The following is a 15225-nucleotide window of genomic DNA, read 5'->3' as shown; positions in this document are numbered from 1 at the left end:
CACTATTTTTGATGACATATAGTATAGTACTTTATATAGACCTTTAAACATAGTAATTATGTTAGATAAACAACAAGAAGAAAATGTTGATAAATTAGCATCAACATCATCAGAAGAAGTTACAAAAACAACACCTACAACTGCTGAAACTTCAAAAGAAGTAGTTGATGAAAACACAGAAGCAGTCAATGAAGTTGAAAACTCTGTCGCAGAAAATTCTGAAAAAAATGAATCTAAAGAAAAGGAAGAAGAAACTTCTGTTGTAGATTATTCTAAATTTAGTTTAGAAGAATTAGTTTCAGCGTTACAAAAAACAATTAGTAATAGCCCAGTACAAACTATAAAGCCTCAAGTAGATGCTATTAAAAGTACTTTTAATCAAAAATTTGGTGCTTTATTAGCTGAAAAAAAAGCGAAGTTTTTAGCTGATGGAGGAAACTCAATCGACTTTCAGTTTTCTAGTCCTATAAAATTAGAATACAACCGTTTATTAGGCGATTATAAAAAGCAAAGAGATGCCTATTATAAAAATTTAGAAAAAGAACTAAATCAAAATTTAGAAAAACGAGTTCAAGTAATTGAAAATCTAAAAGATTTAATTGAAGAAGCTGATGCTAAAACCATGTATAAGAATTTTAAGGAACTTCAAGATACTTGGAAAACGATAGGGCCAGTTCCAAAATCGTATTATAATGATACCTGGAAAATATACCATCATCATGTAGAACGTTTTTACGATTTATTACATTTAAGTAATGATTTTAGAGATTTAGATTTTAAGTATAATTTAGAAGAAAAACTTAAAATTATTGCAAAAGCAGAAGCATTGGCAAACGAGTCAGATATTAATTTTGCATCAAAAGAATTACAAGAGTTGCATAGAGCATGGAAAGAAGATATTGGTCCTGTAGCTAAAGAAATGCGTGAAGAAATTTGGCATAAATTTAGTGTTGCTACCAAGAAGATTCATGATAAAAGGCACGACTATTTTAAACAAATGCGTTCTAAGCATCAAGAAATTATAGATAAAAAAGAAGAAGTTGTAGCTTTAATTAATGCTTATGATACTTCTAAAAATAAAACGCATAATGATTGGCAGAAAAGTATAAATGATATTGAAAAGTTGAGAAAACTTTATTTTGATGCCGGAAAATTACCATATGCTAAGAGCGAAGAAGTTTGGCAAAAATTTAAGGCAGCCACGAAAAAGTTTAATAGTGCTAAAAATACTTTTTACAAAAAAGAAAAAAATGAGCAGCAAGAAAATTTAAATAAAAAATTAGCTTTAATTGAACTTGCAGAATCTTTAAAAGATAGCGAAGATTGGGAAATGGCAACAAATGCTATGAAAAAGGTACAATCTGATTGGAAAAAAATAGGACACGTTCCTCGTAAATTTTCTGATGAAGTTTGGAAACGTTTTAAAGCAGCTTGTAACCATTATTTTGATCGATATCATCAACAAAAAAATGCAATAAGTAAAGAAGAGTTAGTTACTGTAGCTGCCAAAAAGCAATTTTTAGAAGATTTAAAAGAAACTAAAAATGCAACTAAAGATGCGGTTTTAAAAGCAATTAAAGATTGGAGAGCATTGGGAAGGTTACCTAGAAATGCACGTCATTTAGATGGAAAATTCAATAAGCAAATTGATAAAATGTTAGCAAACTTATCTTTAGATAAAACCGAGGCAACCATGTTAAAATTTACCAATGTTGTAGATGGTTATGCTGCTGATAATGATGCTAGAAAATTAGACTCTGAACAAATTTTTGTTAGAAAAAAGATAGATGAAATTGTTAGAGAAATTCAACAATTAGAAAATAATTTAGGTTTTTTCTCTAACGCAAAAGATGATAATCCGTTGGTAGTTAATGTAAAAAATAAAGTAAATGAATTTAAAGAAGATTTAGCTATTTGGAAGCAAAAATTAAGTTACCTAAATAAATTGGATTATTAAATCTCATTTATTACCATAAAAAAACTCGAAGTGCTTACTTCGAGTTTTTTTTATTTGGTTTAAAAAATATTAAGAAAATAATTTGTCCATTTTTTCTTTTTCTTCTGCAGCTAAAGCAGCATCAACTAAAATACGACCACTATGTTCATCTATCGTAATTTTTTTTCTGTTTGCAATCTCTAATTGTACTTGAGGTGGAATAGTGAAATAAGAACCACCAGATGCTCCACGTTCAATAGCCACAACAGCTAAACCATTTTTTACTTTAGTTCTTATTCTGTTATAAGCAGCAAATAAATGTGCATCTAAAGATTCACCAAACTCCTTCGATTTTTCTATTAAAAGCTCTTCTTCTTTACGAGTTTCTTGTAAAATAGCATCCAATTCGGCTTTTTTGTGTTCTAAATGTTTTTCTTGTTTGGCAAGTTTTTCTTTAGTGGCATCAATCACCTCATTTTTTTGAGCAATTTTAGCTTTGTACTCATTAATTCTTTTTTCTGCCAATTGAATTTCTAAATCTTGGTATTCAATTTCTTTAGACAAAGAATCAAATTCTCTATTATTTCTTACTTTTTTCTGCTGCTCATCATACTTTTTCATTAAAGCATTAGATTCTTCAATCGCCAACTTTTTATTATTGATATCAGTTTCTAAATTAGTAACGTCTTTGTTTAGATTTGCTATACGAGTATTTAACCCAGCAACTTCATCTTCTAAATCTTCAACTTCTAAAGGTAGTTCACCTCTAACATTTCTAATTTCGTCAATTCTAGAGTCTATTAATTGTAAATCATATAAAGCTCTTAATTTTGCTTCAACCGAAATTTCTTTCTTCTTTGCCATGTTTATATATAGTGTATAGGATTCGTACTTTTTTCTGATAAAACGATTGCAAAATTACTAAATTTTTTTGTAAGATAATCAACCAAAAGGTTTTTTGTAAACTGTTCGCTTTCATAATGGCCAATATCTGCCAAAAGAATGCTATTTTCAGCTTTAAAAAACTCATGATATTTAAAATCGGCACTAACATAGGCATCAGCACCAGCTCGTATTGCATTAGCAATAGCAAAACTACCTGAGCCACCTAAAACAGCTACTTTTTTAATTTTTTTGTTGATAAATGCAGAATGGCGTACACATTCTGTTTGCATTGTTTTTTTTAAATGTAAAAGAAACTCTTTTTCTTCCATTTCATGAGTAAGTTCACCAATCATACCCATTCCTATATTTTGATTAATATTTTCTGTAGTTGTAATTTCATAGGCAATCTCCTCATAAGGATGGTTAATATGTAAAGCTTTTAAAATTTTGCTTTCATTTTTACTTTCAAAAGTAAGGGTGAGTTTTGTTTCTTTTACGGTTTCTAAATTGCCTTTTTTACCTAAAACAGGTTTTGAAAATTCATTACCTTTAAAGGTTCCTTCTCCAGAAACTGAGAACGAACAATTATCATAGTTACCAATATTACCAGCACCAGCAGAAAATAAAGCTGTTTTTAATTTTTCTGTATGTTCAAAAGGAACGTAGGTTGTTAGTTTTTTTATAATCCCCTTTTTTGGAATTAAAATTTTAGTATTCACCAAGCCTAAAACAGCTGCCATTTTTGCTGAAACACCAACTTTAGAATTATCTAATGCTGTATGTGTAGCATAAATAGCAATATTATTTTTAATGGCTTTAAGTACTACACGTTCCACATAAGAGTTGCCATTGAGTTTCTTTAATCCGCCGAAAATAATAGGATGAAAGCTCAGAATAAGATTGCAGTTACTGGCAATTGCTTCGTCTACAGTAGCTTCTAAAGTATCTAAAGTTACTAAAACACCAGATACTTCAGTGTCATAATTACCAACCAATAAACCCACGTTGTCAAAATTTTCAGCATAATTTAATGGAGCAACTTCTTCTATGTAATTTGTAATATTTCTTATAATCATACCGTAAAACTAATTTCAAAAGTCAAAGTTAGTATTTTCAATTCATAAAAATGGCTTATTTTCGTATTGATGAAATTTCTAAGATTTTTATTATTTCCATTTGCAATAGTTTATGACATTGTTACAACTGTTAGAAATATTTTTTTTGATGTTGGTATTTTTAAACAAACTTCTTTTCAAGAACCAATTATTATTGTTGGGAATCTAAGTGTTGGTGGTACAGGAAAAACACCTCAAATTGAATATTTAATTAGATTGCTAAAAGATACCTATAAGGTGGCTGTTTTAAGTAGAGGTTATAAACGTAAAACTAAGGGTTATGTTCTTTTAAATGATACCCATAAAGCTTTACATGTGGGTGATGAGCCTTTACAATACTTTAAAAAATTTAGCAACATAAATGTAGCTGTTGATGAAAATAGGGTAGAAGGAGCAAGGAATTTAATTGCTCAAAAATCTCCAGAAGTTATTTTATTAGATGATGCCTACCAACATCGAAAAATAAAAGGAAGTTTTTATGTTTTATTAACCAAATATGATGATTTATTTGTTGATGATTATTTGTTACCAACTGGTAATTTAAGAGAAAGTAGCCAAGGAGCAAAAAGAGCAGATGTAATATTAGTAACGAAATGCCCAGCTAATTTAAATAAAGAAAATCAAGAAAAAATAAAAATCAAGTTACAAAAATACAAGCAGGATGTTTTTTTTACTTCAATTGCCTATGGTGAAATTAAATCCACAAAAAATACAATACGTTTTAATGAGATTAAGAAGTATAAAATTGTACTAATTACTGGTATTGCAAACCCGAATCCGTTATTGACTTTTTTAAATTCACAAAATATAAATTTTCAGCATTTAAAGTATAAAGATCATCATCATTTTTCATCTAAAGAAATAGTAGAAATACAACAAGTTTTTGATGCGATAAAGACAGAAAAAAAATTACTGATCACTACCGAAAAAGATTATGTTAGGTTAAAAGAATTGATTAACAATCTTTATTTTATAGAAATTGAAACTAAATTTTTAAATAATGAAAATGAGGTTTTTAATCAGCAAATTATCACTCATATACAACAAAACCGATGCTAAAACATCGGTTTTTCTTTTTGAATTTTTTGTTAGTAGTAATCATTTTAATGATTACTTAACACTTGTAAGACACAATAATTTTTAACAAGTCACAGTTTAAGTATTATAATGGTATTATTTTTGATATTTTTGAAGAAACAAAATGTAATATGAATAAATTCATAGGAATTTTTGCGATAGGTTTGTTGGCATTTCAGTCAATTCAATCTCAAGAAATTGCAATAGACAGTGTTAACGTTTTTGAAGTTAAAAAAGTTGAATTAAATTGGGTGCCAACTTATAAAGAAGCATTAAAAATATCAAAAAAAGAAAAGAAACCTGTTTTGATTTATTTTACGGGTTCTGATTGGTGTGGTCCTTGTAAAGTATTAGATGAAGAATTGTTCTATACAGATAAATTTAAATCTATTTCTGATACTGATTTGGTTTTGTTAGAGGTAGATATTCCAAGACGAAAAGATTTAATTGACCCTGAAAAAATGAGTGAAAACTTATATTTAAAAGATAAATATAAAGTGAAGTCTTTTCCTACATTAATGGTTGTTAATCACAGAGGAAAAAAAATAGCAGAAAAAAAGGGATATGTTATGACAGAATATTATTATCCTTTTTTTAAAGAGGTAATCAGAAAATATTAAAACAAAAAAACCGAGGTAATTTTTACCTCGGTTTTTTTTATAACTTAAAATTGAATTGATTTCTAATTTTGATTTACAACTCTAAAAGTAGTTCTTCTGTTTACAGAATGCTCTGCTTCAGAACATTTTACGTCATCTGAACATTTATTAAGTAATCTAGATTCTCCAAATCCTTTAGCAAATAACTGACTTGCATTAATACCTTTTGATATTAAATAATCTGTAACCGCTTTTGCTCTACGATCAGATAATTCTTGGTTATCTTTTTTAGTACCTCTCATATCAGTATGAGATTCAATATAAACAGCAACACCATCCTTTAAAATTGGTAATAATCTTGCGTCGATTATTTGTTTAGCACCTTCGTTTAAAGTAGCACTAGAAAAATCCCAATTAATTGGTAAAGGAGTATTGTCAATTAATTCACAGTCTACAGCTTTCCAAGAGGTAAGCCCTCCTTTTCTAACCAAAATCTGCTTATTTACAGACCTGTATACTGCAGGTACAACTACTTCTTCAGTTCTTGCATCTCTAACTAAAACAGTTTTTTCAATTGTTTTATATTCTGGTTCTGTTTTTACAATACTAGTAGTAGGTGGTTTCACCATTACTTTTCTTTTGTAAGTTTTTTGAACACCTGGAATTGAAATTTTGCTAACAGAAGCATCTTGTTGTAATTTTTCAACAGGCATGGTTTTAAACTCAGCTGGTTTTGGTTTATAACACCAATATCTACAATCATCAGGATTGCTAGACTCACAATTTGGTAGTTTCTCACTCATTTCCCAACTTGCAGTGGCAGCTTTAATTTCAACAGTTTCAAATCCTTGAACAAAAGTTGCTTTTTGAGTTTCTATTTTTGTACCATCTTCTTTTTCGAAATAAGTAACTTCTTGAGTTCCCCAAACTGCAGGTACTACTAAAATCTTTTGACCTGCTTCTTTAATTAATACTTTTTCTTGGATAGTTTTATATTCAGCAGGATAGCTAATTATTTTCTTATACTCTGGAGACACAGCAATGTTAATGGTTTCATTTTTATACACATCTGGTGTTTTACAACGAACATAACATTTACCTGGTTCAGGGTTTGGTGGTAAATCCTGACCAAAAGACATTGTAGCAATCATTATAAAAGCTACACTTAACAAAATTTTTTTCATTTTTTTAAACATTAAAAGATACTTTAACTTATTCAATCAACCTAAAGCCAAATGTACTAAAAACATTTAAAAATTAACATTAAAAACAAGAAATTATAGTTTATTGAGATGTAAACTTTTAATGATACCATCTGCAAGTCCAATTTTAGGAACGTATATTTTTCTTGAGCCACTCCATTTCATAGCAGAAAGATAAATTTTTGTAGCAGGAATTATAACATCTGCTCTATCAGGATTTAAGCTTAATTCTGATATTCTTTCTTGATAACTCATTTGTTTTAAAAATTGATATTGAGCATTTAAGTAAATATAAGAAATTGGTTTCCCCTCTGTTCTGCCGGACATTTTAAACAACTTATTGATATTACCTCCAGAACCAATTAAAGCTATTTTTTTTAGATTTTTAGTGTTTTTAACAATCCATTTTTCCACATTTGCAAAGATTTCTTTGTTTACAGCTTTTTTATTGTTTAACAAACGTACTGTACCCATTTTAAAAGATTTTGAATTGATAATTTTTCCACCAGAAAAAATTGTAAATTCAGTACTTCCTCCACCAACATCAACATATAAATACGATTTATCTCCTTCAATAAGTTGATTTAAATCGGTTGATGATATAATTGCAGCTTCTTCTTTACCTCCAATAATATCTATTTGAATACCTGTTTTTTCTAAAATTTCTGTAACAACATCATTCCCGTTTTTAGCTTCTCTCATTGCAGAGGTTGCACAGGCTTTATAACGCTCTACATTATGTACATCCATTAAAAGTTGAAAAGCTTTCATAGCATTAATCATTCTTTTAATGTTTTCATCGCTGATATATCCTTTAACAAATGCGTCTGCACCCAAACGAATTGGGACCCGAACCAAAGAAGATTTTTTGAATTGTGTTTCTTTGCCTTCACTAATTACGATATTAGAAACTAACAACCGAATTGCATTAGAACCGATATCTATTGCTCCATATTTTTTTATTTCTAAAGCACTCAAATTATTTATGATTTTTGGGGAATTCTGTCATAAATGTTTTCCCTTTTTTAATATTTTTCCAATGTTTTTCTTGAAATTTAATACCAATTATACCACATGTAGGCACATGTGCAATTGGTTTATTGCCAAATTTATTAACAAAAGTATTGATGCCATGATCATGACTAAAAATTATAGCTGAATTAAATGCGTCATCTAAAGCACAAACTGTTTTTACCAAGTAACCATCACTAAAGCTATATAATTGCCTGCTAATTTGAAGGTTCGCTAAAGGGAATCCTAAGTTTTCACAAAAAATAATACCTGTGTGTAAAGCTCTGTTTGCACTACTCGAAACAAAAACATCTGGCCTTTCTATATTTTTTGATAGAAATTTAGACATTATATGGGCGTCCTTGATTCCCCTTTTTTTTAAGGGTCTATCAATATCATCAATCCCTAAATATTCCCAAGAAGATTTGGCATGACGAACTATATATAGTGTTTTCATTTTATGTTGGTTAATAGAATTGTAAATATAAAAATTAAGGTGATAAACGATCTACTTTCCAAGAAAAATCTTTTTGTAAAACATATCGAATTCTGTCATGCATTCTATTTGGTCTTCCTTGCCAAAACTCTATAGAAACGGGTTTTACCAAATAACCACCCCAATGTTTTGGTCTCAATATTTCTTTGCCATCAAAATTTCTTTCAAACATTTTTAAGTTTGCTTCTAATTCTTCTCTAGATGCTACTACAGCACTTTGGTTGGAGGCCCAGGCCCCTAGTTTACTGCCCTCAGGTCTCGATTCAAAATAGCCATCAGATAAATTCTCTGCTAGTTTTTCTGCTTTACCTTTAATAATGATTTGTTGCTCTAAAGCTGGCCAAAAAAAACTACAACAAAGGTTGTTATTAGCTTCAATTGCTTTGCCTTTTTCTGAGGTATAATTGGTGTAAAAAATAAAACCCTCCCAGGTAATTTTTTTTAACAATACTACTCTGTTTTTTGGAAAACCATCTAGGCCAATAGTTGAAACGTGCATTGCATTTGTTTCTTCTACTGTATTCGATTCATCTGCATTTCTAAACCAAGTTTGGAAGAGTTCCATTGGGTTTTCTGGGCAATTGACTTCTAAAAGTTCTTGTTTTTCGTAGGATTTTCTGTAATTGCTTAAATCTTTAGCCATTTTTGTTTTTTGTGAATATAACAAAAATACGAATGTTTTTTAGCTAATTAAAGAAAGTAGTTTGAGATTTTAAGTAAAAAAATCAATTTTTTAAAAATAGTATAATTGAATTTGATAAAGTGTTAATCTTCAATACTTAAATGAAACAAGGCATCACCTTTATTAACAATGGGAGTTTTATTGATGCAAAATACATAACCATTAAATGGGGCATAGATTTTCTTTTTGAACTCGCCAAACGGATCTTGAATTATTCCTAAAACTTCTTTTTTCTTAACAAAAGTTCCATTAATAACTACCACTTTAAGCATTCCTGAATCTGAAGCTCTAATCCACTTTGATTTTTTTATAAAAATAGGTTTTTCTCTTACTGTTATTTCTCCTTGAATTAAACCTAAATGAATTAAAACATTGCGAGTACCATTAACCCCTTCATTGATTATAGTTGGGTTTAATTCGTAAGATTTTCCACCTTCAAAAAGCAACACAGTTTTACCCATTTTGTGCAATGTTTCTCGCAAAGATTTAATAATATTATTAGAGAATAAAATCATTGGCGGATTAAAAATTTTTGCCAATTCTAAACCTTTGTTATCATTTTTATTGCATCGAATTTGAGCAATATTATCTCGTAAACCACCTCCTGTATGAAAATCGATGACATAATCTACAAAAGGAGCTATTTTTTCTGAAAATTGGTAAGCAAATTGGCTCGCTAACGAACCATTTTGTGTGCCTGGAAACATCCGGTTTAAATCTCTACCATCTGGAAACTCTCTGGTATGAATTAAATATCCAAAAATATTGAAAACTGGTATACAAATAATTGTACCTTTTTGAGGTTTATTCAGTTTTTGATCTATAATTTCTCTGATAATGCCAACTCCATTGGTTTCATCTCCATGAATACCAGCTAAAAGTAACACTACAGGACCAGGATTTGTGGAGTGCTCTATGATTACAGGAACATTAATAGGTGTTCTAGTATGTAATTTTGCAACTTTTAAATCGATTACTGTACGTTTTCCTTCAGGAATTACTTTACCAAGAAGTGTAAACGGTTTATTCGACATGAATCTCTAAATATCTAATAATTTCTTTAGCAATATTTTTTCCAGTAGCAACTTCTATACCTTCTAAACCAGGCGAAGAATTTACCTCTAAAACTAAAGGACCTTTTGCAGATTGTAACATATCTACACCAGCAACACCTAGGCCTAGCGCTTTAGTAGCTTTTAATGCTGTTTTTTCTTCATCATCATTCAACTCTATCACTGTTGCATTTCCTCCTCTGTGCAAATTAGATCTAAATTCACCTTCTTTACCTTGTCGCTTCATAGCTCCAACTACTTTGCCATCAACGACAAAAGCTCTAATATCTGCGCCACCAGCTTCTTTAATAAATTGTTGGGCAATTACTCTTGCCCCTAAACCATTAAACGCTTCTAAAACTGAAGTTGCTGCGTTTTTTGTTTCTGCTAAAACTACTCCTAAACCTTGTGTGCCCTCTAAAAGTTTTAAAACTAAAGGCGCACCACCAACAGATTCTACAACGTGTTCTACATCTTTTGTATAGTTGGTAAAAACCGTTTTAGGTAAACCAACACCTGCTCTTGCTAAAATTTGCAAACTGCTTAATTTATCTCTAGATCTGGTTAAAGCTTGCGAACTAACAGACGTAAATACTTTCATCATTTCAAACTGACGTATTACTGCTGTACCATAAAATGTAACAGAAGCTCCAATTCTTGGTATTATTGCATCAACATTTGTTATATATTCACCTTTATAATATATTTTTGGTGATTTTTTTTCAATAACAATATCACATTTTAGATGATCTACTACAAAAACTTCGTGTTTTCTTTTTTCAGCAGCTTCCACTAATCTTTTTGTAGAATATAATCTTGGATTTCTAGATAGAATAACTATTCTCATTTGTTTGTTTGTTTTAATTTATGTGATAGATTTTTCTTTGCAGTATCTATTACAAATTTTTTACTCAAAAATTTTCTACCCAATAATATGGGAAATTTCATGTCTTTTCGTTCTGTTAATGTTAAATAAATAGGAAAGATTGTTTCAAAAATTAAAATTTCTGTTTGAATCATAAATCTTGTTTCAGAAATTCCGTTTGAACTTTTAACTATTTTAGAAGTGTAATTTTTAAAGGTAAACTCTTTATTGTTGTAAAGTGAGTGCTCAGGATCTAATAATTTAAACCTTAGAAAAGAGGTATTATTAATAGAAATTTCTTCTATATTAGAGCAGTGTATAGATGATGTATAAGCACCAGAATCGATTTTCACATCAATTTCCTGTAAAGATAATTCAGGAAAATCAGCTTTATCAACTCTGCCAATAGTAATTTTCATAAAGAAGTATTAAAAGGTAAAATTAAGAATACTTATTGGTTTATGATAAAAATATTACATTTTTGTAATAACAGCTTCTGCACAACGTTCACCATCCATAGCAGCAGAAACAATACCACCTGCATAACCACCACCTTCACCACAAGGAAATAAACCTTTTATTTGAGGGTGTTCTAAATTTTCTTTTCTTGGGATGTTAACTGGAGATGATGTTCTAGATTCTACACCAACAATATTTGCTTCGTTGGTAAAATATCCATGCATTTTGCCTCCAAAAGCTTTAAAGCCTTTTCGCAATCTACTACCAATAATTTTAGGTAACAAAGAATGTAAAGGAGCAGATTTTAATCCAGGTTGATAAGAAGTATCATTTAAATTATTAGAGAGTTTTCCATCAGCAAAATCAACGAGTCTTTGCCCTGGTGCAGTTTGTGATCTACCACCTGCAAAAAAAGCAATTTTTTCTAAATCTTTTTGAAATTCTAATCCTTTTAAAGCTCCAAATTGCTCATATTTTTTAAAATCTTTATCAATATTTAATTCAACTACGATTCCAGAATTTGCAAACTTATTATTTCGTTTGCTAGGAGACATGCCATTTACCACAACTTCTCCATTAGCAGTTGCAGCAGGTACTATAAAACCACCTGGGCACATACAAAAAGAATATACACCTCTATTATTTACCTGTTGTACTAAACTGTAAGCAGCAGCAGGTAGTAATTCGTCTCTTTCAGTATCACAACTGTACTGAATTTGATCAATGATAGCTTGTGGATGTTCTACACGAACGCCCATGGCAAAAGATTTTGCTTTTAAATATATCTCTTTACGATGCAATAATTCATAAATATCTCTTGCAGAATGCCCAGTTGCTAAAATTACAGCATTCACACCCATTTCAAAATCATCATTAATTTGAATTGCCTGTAGTTTATTGTTTTTTATGATAAAATCTGTAACTCTACTCTTAAAATGAATTTCTCCTCCAAATTTTAAAATGGTTTCTCGAATATTTTGAATAATTTTAGGCAATTTGTTGGTGCCAATATGTGGGTGTGCATCAATTAAAATTTGTTCTGTGGCGCCATGAAAAACTAAGTTTTCGAAAATTCTTCTAACATCACCACGTTTTAAACTTCTTGTATAGAGTTTTCCGTCAGAATAGGTTCCTGCACCACCTTCACCAAAGCAATAATTAGAATCTTCGTTTACAATATGATCTTGGTTTATTGCTTTTAAATCTCGTCTTCTTTCTTGCACATTTTTACCACGTTCTAAAACGATAGGTTTGTAACCTAATTCTATACAACGTAAAGCAGCATACATTCCTGCTGGGCCAAAACCAATAATATGAATTTTTTTTGCTTTTGATACATCTTTGTAGTTAAAAATATAATCCGATTTTTCAGGAGGAGTTTCATTAATATAAACAGCAACTTTATAATTGAAAATAATGTCTTTTTTACGAGCATCAATAGATTTTCTTAAAACCCGAACTGCAGAAATTTCTGAAAAAGCAATAGAAAGCTTTTGAGATGCTTTGTATTTGAGGATGTCTTCTTTTTTTTCTTCTACTAAATTAACTCTGAGTTGAATTTCTTTAATCATTTAAAAAACTGAAAAATTATAAGGCTTCTAACTTATTTAAAATTGATTGGTACTCTATGATACTTTCTTTACAAATAGGAATAACGTAGCTTAATTTTTCTTTAATGACATCTTTGTTTTCATTTTCTTTGGCAAGTTGTTCTAAAGTTGCAATATCCTCCAAACAACTTATACCCATTAAACCAAATGAAGATTTTAGGAAATGACATACACTCCTCACTTCTTCATAATCTACGGTGTCAAGATTGTTTTCTAAGATTTTTAATCTTGGTGTTGTTTCAGAAAGATAAACATTTATTAATTGTATTAACATGTCTTTATCTGTGCCAAAAAAACTTTTTACAGAACTTACATCAACCACGTTACTAGTTAATATTTCATCAATTTCCATAATTATTAATGTTTTGGGGGTTATTGGTAAGCTTTATTGTAAAGGTAAAAAAAATAATCAAGATTTTTTTTAAATACTTGAATTTAGTTGAAAAATAAATGAATCCTCAATACTTAGTGAGAGAGGATTCAATTAAAATTCGAAAATTTATTGTTTTATAATTAAAATTTAAGCATCAAAATAAGAAAACGTATCACCATCTTTGATATTTATCAGCGTTTCATAAATCATTTTAATTACGTTTTCAACATCACTTTTATGCACCATTTCTACAGTGGTATGCATATATCTTAAAGGTAGAGAAATTAAAGCAGACGCTACACCACCATTGCTATATGCAAAAGCATCTGTGTCAGTTCCTGTAGCTCGAGACAAAGCAGAACGTTGAAAAGGTATATTTTTAGCTTCTGCTGATAATATCACTAAATCACGTAGTTTTTGTTGTACAGCAGGGGCATAAGCTACAACTGGCCCTTTACCAATTTCTAAATGACCAGACTTTTTCTTATCTATCATTGGTGTTGTAGTATCATGAGTTACATCAGTAACAATAGCTACATTTGGCTTAATTGTTTGGGTAATCATTTCTGCACCACGTAAACCTATTTCTTCTTGTACAGCATTGGTTACATACAATCCGAAAGGCAGTTCAATATTATTTTCTTTTAATAAACGAGCTACTTCTGCAATCATAAATCCGCCCATTCTATTATCTAAAGCTCTACAAACAAATTTGTCGCCATTTAAAATATGAAATTCATCTGGGTAGGTAATTACGCAACCTACATGAATACCTAATTGTTCAACTTCTTCTTTTGTTGCACAACCAGTATCTATAGTAATATTATCTGGTTTGGGTGCTTGTTCATTGGCTTTATCTCTAGTGTGAATTGCTGGCCATCCAAAAACACCTTTTACAATACCGTTTTTGGTATGAATATTAACAATTTTACTTGGTGCAATTTGGTGGTCTGAACCTCCATTTCTTATCACATAAATTAATCCGTTGTCAGAAATATAATTTACATACCAAGAAATTTCATCTGCATGTCCTTCAATCACTACTTTGTATTTTGCATCAGGATTAATAATGCCAACTGCAGAGCCATAAGTATCTGTAATAAAGGTGTCTACATAGGGTTTAAGATAGTTCATCCATATTTTTTGGCCTTCCCACTCATAACCAGTTGGTGATGCATTATTTAAGTATTTTTCTAAAAATTCTAACGATTTTTCGTTTAAAATTGATTTTTCTGCCATTATAAAAGTTTATAAATTTTTACGTAAAAATGTTTAAATATTAGTTTATGTTATTTATCCTGATGTTATCAGAAATTATAGTCCTACTAATCATATAACACTTTAGCTGTAAAAATAAAACCTTTTTTTAGGATAGTTGAAAATAACACCTAAAAAAATGAAACAAATGTTATCTTAGCCCTACTAATTATAAAACCTAAAAAGAGAAGTATGAAATTAGTAAGAATAATGCTGATGTGTTTTATTTTACTTTTAAATTTTAGTTGTATTACTAATGAAACGATTACGAATAGTAATCAAATAGATTTTAAAATTGGTAAACAAGGGTTTGAAAATAAAATTGCTAAATTTTTTACTTTTAAAGATTTATTATTCGGAACGTATACGACTACTAAAAATTCAATATCGCAAAAAGGTGTAGAACTTACCTTTAAAATGGACAGTGTAGCATTGATGTCTAATCAAATGATAAAAAAATATGCAGGTATTATTGAACAAGAAGTAAAAGCAAATTTATTGCATTTATCAGATTATGATTTTGTAAATATTACCTTTATGCAAGAATATGAAAAAGAAGGCATTACAAGATTGAGTTCTTTAAAGTTAAAAAGACTATTAAATTAA

At 29.6% G+C, this 15225-nt stretch carries 16 protein-coding genes; 4 read left to right on the top strand and 12 right to left on the bottom strand.

All coding sequences use genetic code 11. The annotated features are described in order from the left end of the window. The first annotated feature begins 58 nt into the window (after positions 1-58). Positions 59-1957: a DUF349 domain-containing protein gene (locus tag ACTG3V_RS02240; protein WP_439130495.1), complete on the top strand. Its 1899-nt coding sequence runs from the start codon at positions 59-61 to the stop codon at positions 1955-1957. Between the two features lie 69 nt (positions 1958-2026). Here the strand turns inward: ACTG3V_RS02240 and ACTG3V_RS02235 are convergent, their stop codons facing one another. Both ACTG3V_RS02235 and ACTG3V_RS02230 read right to left on the bottom strand, forming a co-directional pair. Further along, positions 2027-2800, bottom strand: coding sequence for a zinc ribbon domain-containing protein (locus tag ACTG3V_RS02235; RefSeq protein ID WP_439130494.1), 774 nt, complete (start codon positions 2798-2800; stop codon positions 2027-2029). 2 nt (positions 2801-2802) lie between these two features. Next, a complete protein-coding gene (locus ACTG3V_RS02230; protein WP_439130493.1) occupies positions 2803-3897 on the bottom strand; it encodes a Nif3-like dinuclear metal center hexameric protein in 1095 nt (364 codons plus the stop codon). 69 nt (positions 3898-3966) lie between these two features. Here ACTG3V_RS02230 and lpxK point away from each other — a divergent pair, with 69 nt between their 5' ends. Then, entirely contained in the window at positions 3967-4995 is a 1029-nt protein-coding gene (gene lpxK, locus ACTG3V_RS02225; RefSeq protein WP_439130492.1) for a tetraacyldisaccharide 4'-kinase, read from the top strand. Between the two features lie 149 nt (positions 4996-5144). Continuing rightward, positions 5145-5633: a thioredoxin family protein gene (locus ACTG3V_RS02220; RefSeq protein ID WP_439130491.1), complete on the top strand. Its 489-nt coding sequence runs from the start codon at positions 5145-5147 to the stop codon at positions 5631-5633. A gap of 62 nt (positions 5634-5695) precedes the next feature. Here ACTG3V_RS02220 and ACTG3V_RS02215 read toward each other — a convergent pair whose 3' ends face one another. The 10 genes from ACTG3V_RS02215 to ACTG3V_RS02170 form a co-directional block, all read right to left on the bottom strand. Next, complete coding sequence (locus tag ACTG3V_RS02215; protein WP_439130490.1) at positions 5696-6796, bottom strand: OmpA family protein; 1101 nt, start codon at positions 6794-6796, stop codon at positions 5696-5698. A gap of 93 nt (positions 6797-6889) precedes the next feature. Next, on the bottom strand, positions 6890-7801 hold the full coding sequence (locus tag ACTG3V_RS02210; protein WP_439130571.1) for a Ppx/GppA phosphatase family protein: 912 nt from the start codon (positions 7799-7801) through the stop codon (positions 6890-6892). Further along, a complete protein-coding gene (locus ACTG3V_RS02205) occupies positions 7794-8282 on the bottom strand; it encodes a SixA phosphatase family protein (RefSeq protein WP_439130489.1) in 489 nt (162 codons plus the stop codon). The genes ACTG3V_RS02210 and ACTG3V_RS02205 overlap by 8 nt, the downstream gene beginning before the upstream one ends. 34 nt (positions 8283-8316) lie before the next feature. Next, positions 8317-8964 carry a pyridoxamine 5'-phosphate oxidase gene (gene pdxH / locus ACTG3V_RS02200; RefSeq protein WP_439130488.1) on the bottom strand — a complete coding sequence of 216 codons (648 nt, stop codon included), beginning with the start codon at positions 8962-8964 and terminating at the stop codon, positions 8317-8319. 122 nt (positions 8965-9086) lie between these two features. Continuing rightward, positions 9087-10037, bottom strand: a complete 951-nt coding sequence (locus tag ACTG3V_RS02195; RefSeq protein WP_439130487.1) for a succinylglutamate desuccinylase/aspartoacylase family protein — start codon at positions 10035-10037, stop codon at positions 9087-9089. Further along, positions 10027-10902, bottom strand: coding sequence for a 30S ribosomal protein S6--L-glutamate ligase (rimK, locus tag ACTG3V_RS02190; protein WP_439130486.1), 876 nt, complete (start codon positions 10900-10902; stop codon positions 10027-10029). Before rimK ends, ACTG3V_RS02195 begins: the two co-directional genes overlap by 11 nt. Continuing rightward, positions 10899-11339: an ATP-dependent zinc protease family protein gene (locus ACTG3V_RS02185; protein ID WP_439130485.1), complete on the bottom strand. Its 441-nt coding sequence runs from the start codon at positions 11337-11339 to the stop codon at positions 10899-10901. The genes rimK and ACTG3V_RS02185 overlap by 4 nt, the downstream gene beginning before the upstream one ends. A gap of 54 nt (positions 11340-11393) precedes the next feature. Continuing rightward, positions 11394-12950, bottom strand: a complete 1557-nt coding sequence (locus ACTG3V_RS02180; RefSeq protein ID WP_439130484.1) for an NAD(P)/FAD-dependent oxidoreductase — start codon at positions 12948-12950, stop codon at positions 11394-11396. A 16-nt stretch (positions 12951-12966) separates the two neighbouring features. Next, a complete protein-coding gene (locus ACTG3V_RS02175; protein WP_439130483.1) occupies positions 12967-13341 on the bottom strand; it encodes an Hpt domain-containing protein in 375 nt (124 codons plus the stop codon). Positions 13342-13509: 168 nt separating this feature from the next. After that, on the bottom strand, positions 13510-14601 hold the full coding sequence (locus ACTG3V_RS02170) for a M42 family metallopeptidase (protein ID WP_439130482.1): 1092 nt from the start codon (positions 14599-14601) through the stop codon (positions 13510-13512). Positions 14602-14811: 210 nt separating this feature from the next. Between ACTG3V_RS02170 and ACTG3V_RS02165 the strand changes: the two genes are divergently transcribed. Next, positions 14812-15225 (top strand): hypothetical protein, encoded by a 414-nt coding sequence (locus tag ACTG3V_RS02165; RefSeq protein WP_439130481.1) that lies wholly within the window; start codon positions 14812-14814, stop codon positions 15223-15225.

The organism is Polaribacter sp., assembly GCF_965660385.1.
Lineage (GTDB): Bacteria > Bacteroidota > Bacteroidia > Flavobacteriales > Flavobacteriaceae > Polaribacter.
Note: the sequence above shows the minus strand (reverse complement) of the source record. Positions and strands in the feature narration are given on the sequence as shown.

What these genes read in the sequence shown, in the direction of transcription:
- ACTG3V_RS02240 (WP_439130495.1), top strand. Translation starts at nt 59, where the DNA reads ATGTTAGATAAACAACAAGAAGAAAATGTTGATAAATTAGCATCAACA.
- ACTG3V_RS02235 (WP_439130494.1), bottom strand. Translation starts at nt 2,800, where the DNA reads ATGGCAAAGAAGAAAGAAATTTCGGTTGAAGCAAAATTAAGAGCTTTA.
- ACTG3V_RS02230 (WP_439130493.1), bottom strand. Translation starts at nt 3,897, where the DNA reads ATGATTATAAGAAATATTACAAATTACATAGAAGAAGTTGCTCCATTA.
- lpxK (WP_439130492.1), top strand. Translation starts at nt 3,967, where the DNA reads ATGAAATTTCTAAGATTTTTATTATTTCCATTTGCAATAGTTTATGAC.
- ACTG3V_RS02220 (WP_439130491.1), top strand. Translation starts at nt 5,145, where the DNA reads ATGAATAAATTCATAGGAATTTTTGCGATAGGTTTGTTGGCATTTCAG.
- ACTG3V_RS02215 (WP_439130490.1), bottom strand. Translation starts at nt 6,796, where the DNA reads ATGAAAAAAATTTTGTTAAGTGTAGCTTTTATAATGATTGCTACAATG.
- ACTG3V_RS02205 (WP_439130489.1), bottom strand. Translation starts at nt 8,282, where the DNA reads ATGAAAACACTATATATAGTTCGTCATGCCAAATCTTCTTGGGAATAT.
- pdxH (WP_439130488.1), bottom strand. Translation starts at nt 8,964, where the DNA reads ATGGCTAAAGATTTAAGCAATTACAGAAAATCCTACGAAAAACAAGAA.
- ACTG3V_RS02195 (WP_439130487.1), bottom strand. Translation starts at nt 10,037, where the DNA reads ATGTCGAATAAACCGTTTACACTTCTTGGTAAAGTAATTCCTGAAGGA.
- rimK (WP_439130486.1), bottom strand. Translation starts at nt 10,902, where the DNA reads ATGAGAATAGTTATTCTATCTAGAAATCCAAGATTATATTCTACAAAA.
- ACTG3V_RS02185 (WP_439130485.1), bottom strand. Translation starts at nt 11,339, where the DNA reads ATGAAAATTACTATTGGCAGAGTTGATAAAGCTGATTTTCCTGAATTA.
- ACTG3V_RS02180 (WP_439130484.1), bottom strand. Translation starts at nt 12,950, where the DNA reads ATGATTAAAGAAATTCAACTCAGAGTTAATTTAGTAGAAGAAAAAAAA.
- ACTG3V_RS02175 (WP_439130483.1), bottom strand. Translation starts at nt 13,341, where the DNA reads ATGGAAATTGATGAAATATTAACTAGTAACGTGGTTGATGTAAGTTCT.
- ACTG3V_RS02170 (WP_439130482.1), bottom strand. Translation starts at nt 14,601, where the DNA reads ATGGCAGAAAAATCAATTTTAAACGAAAAATCGTTAGAATTTTTAGAA.
- ACTG3V_RS02165 (WP_439130481.1), top strand. Translation starts at nt 14,812, where the DNA reads ATGAAATTAGTAAGAATAATGCTGATGTGTTTTATTTTACTTTTAAAT.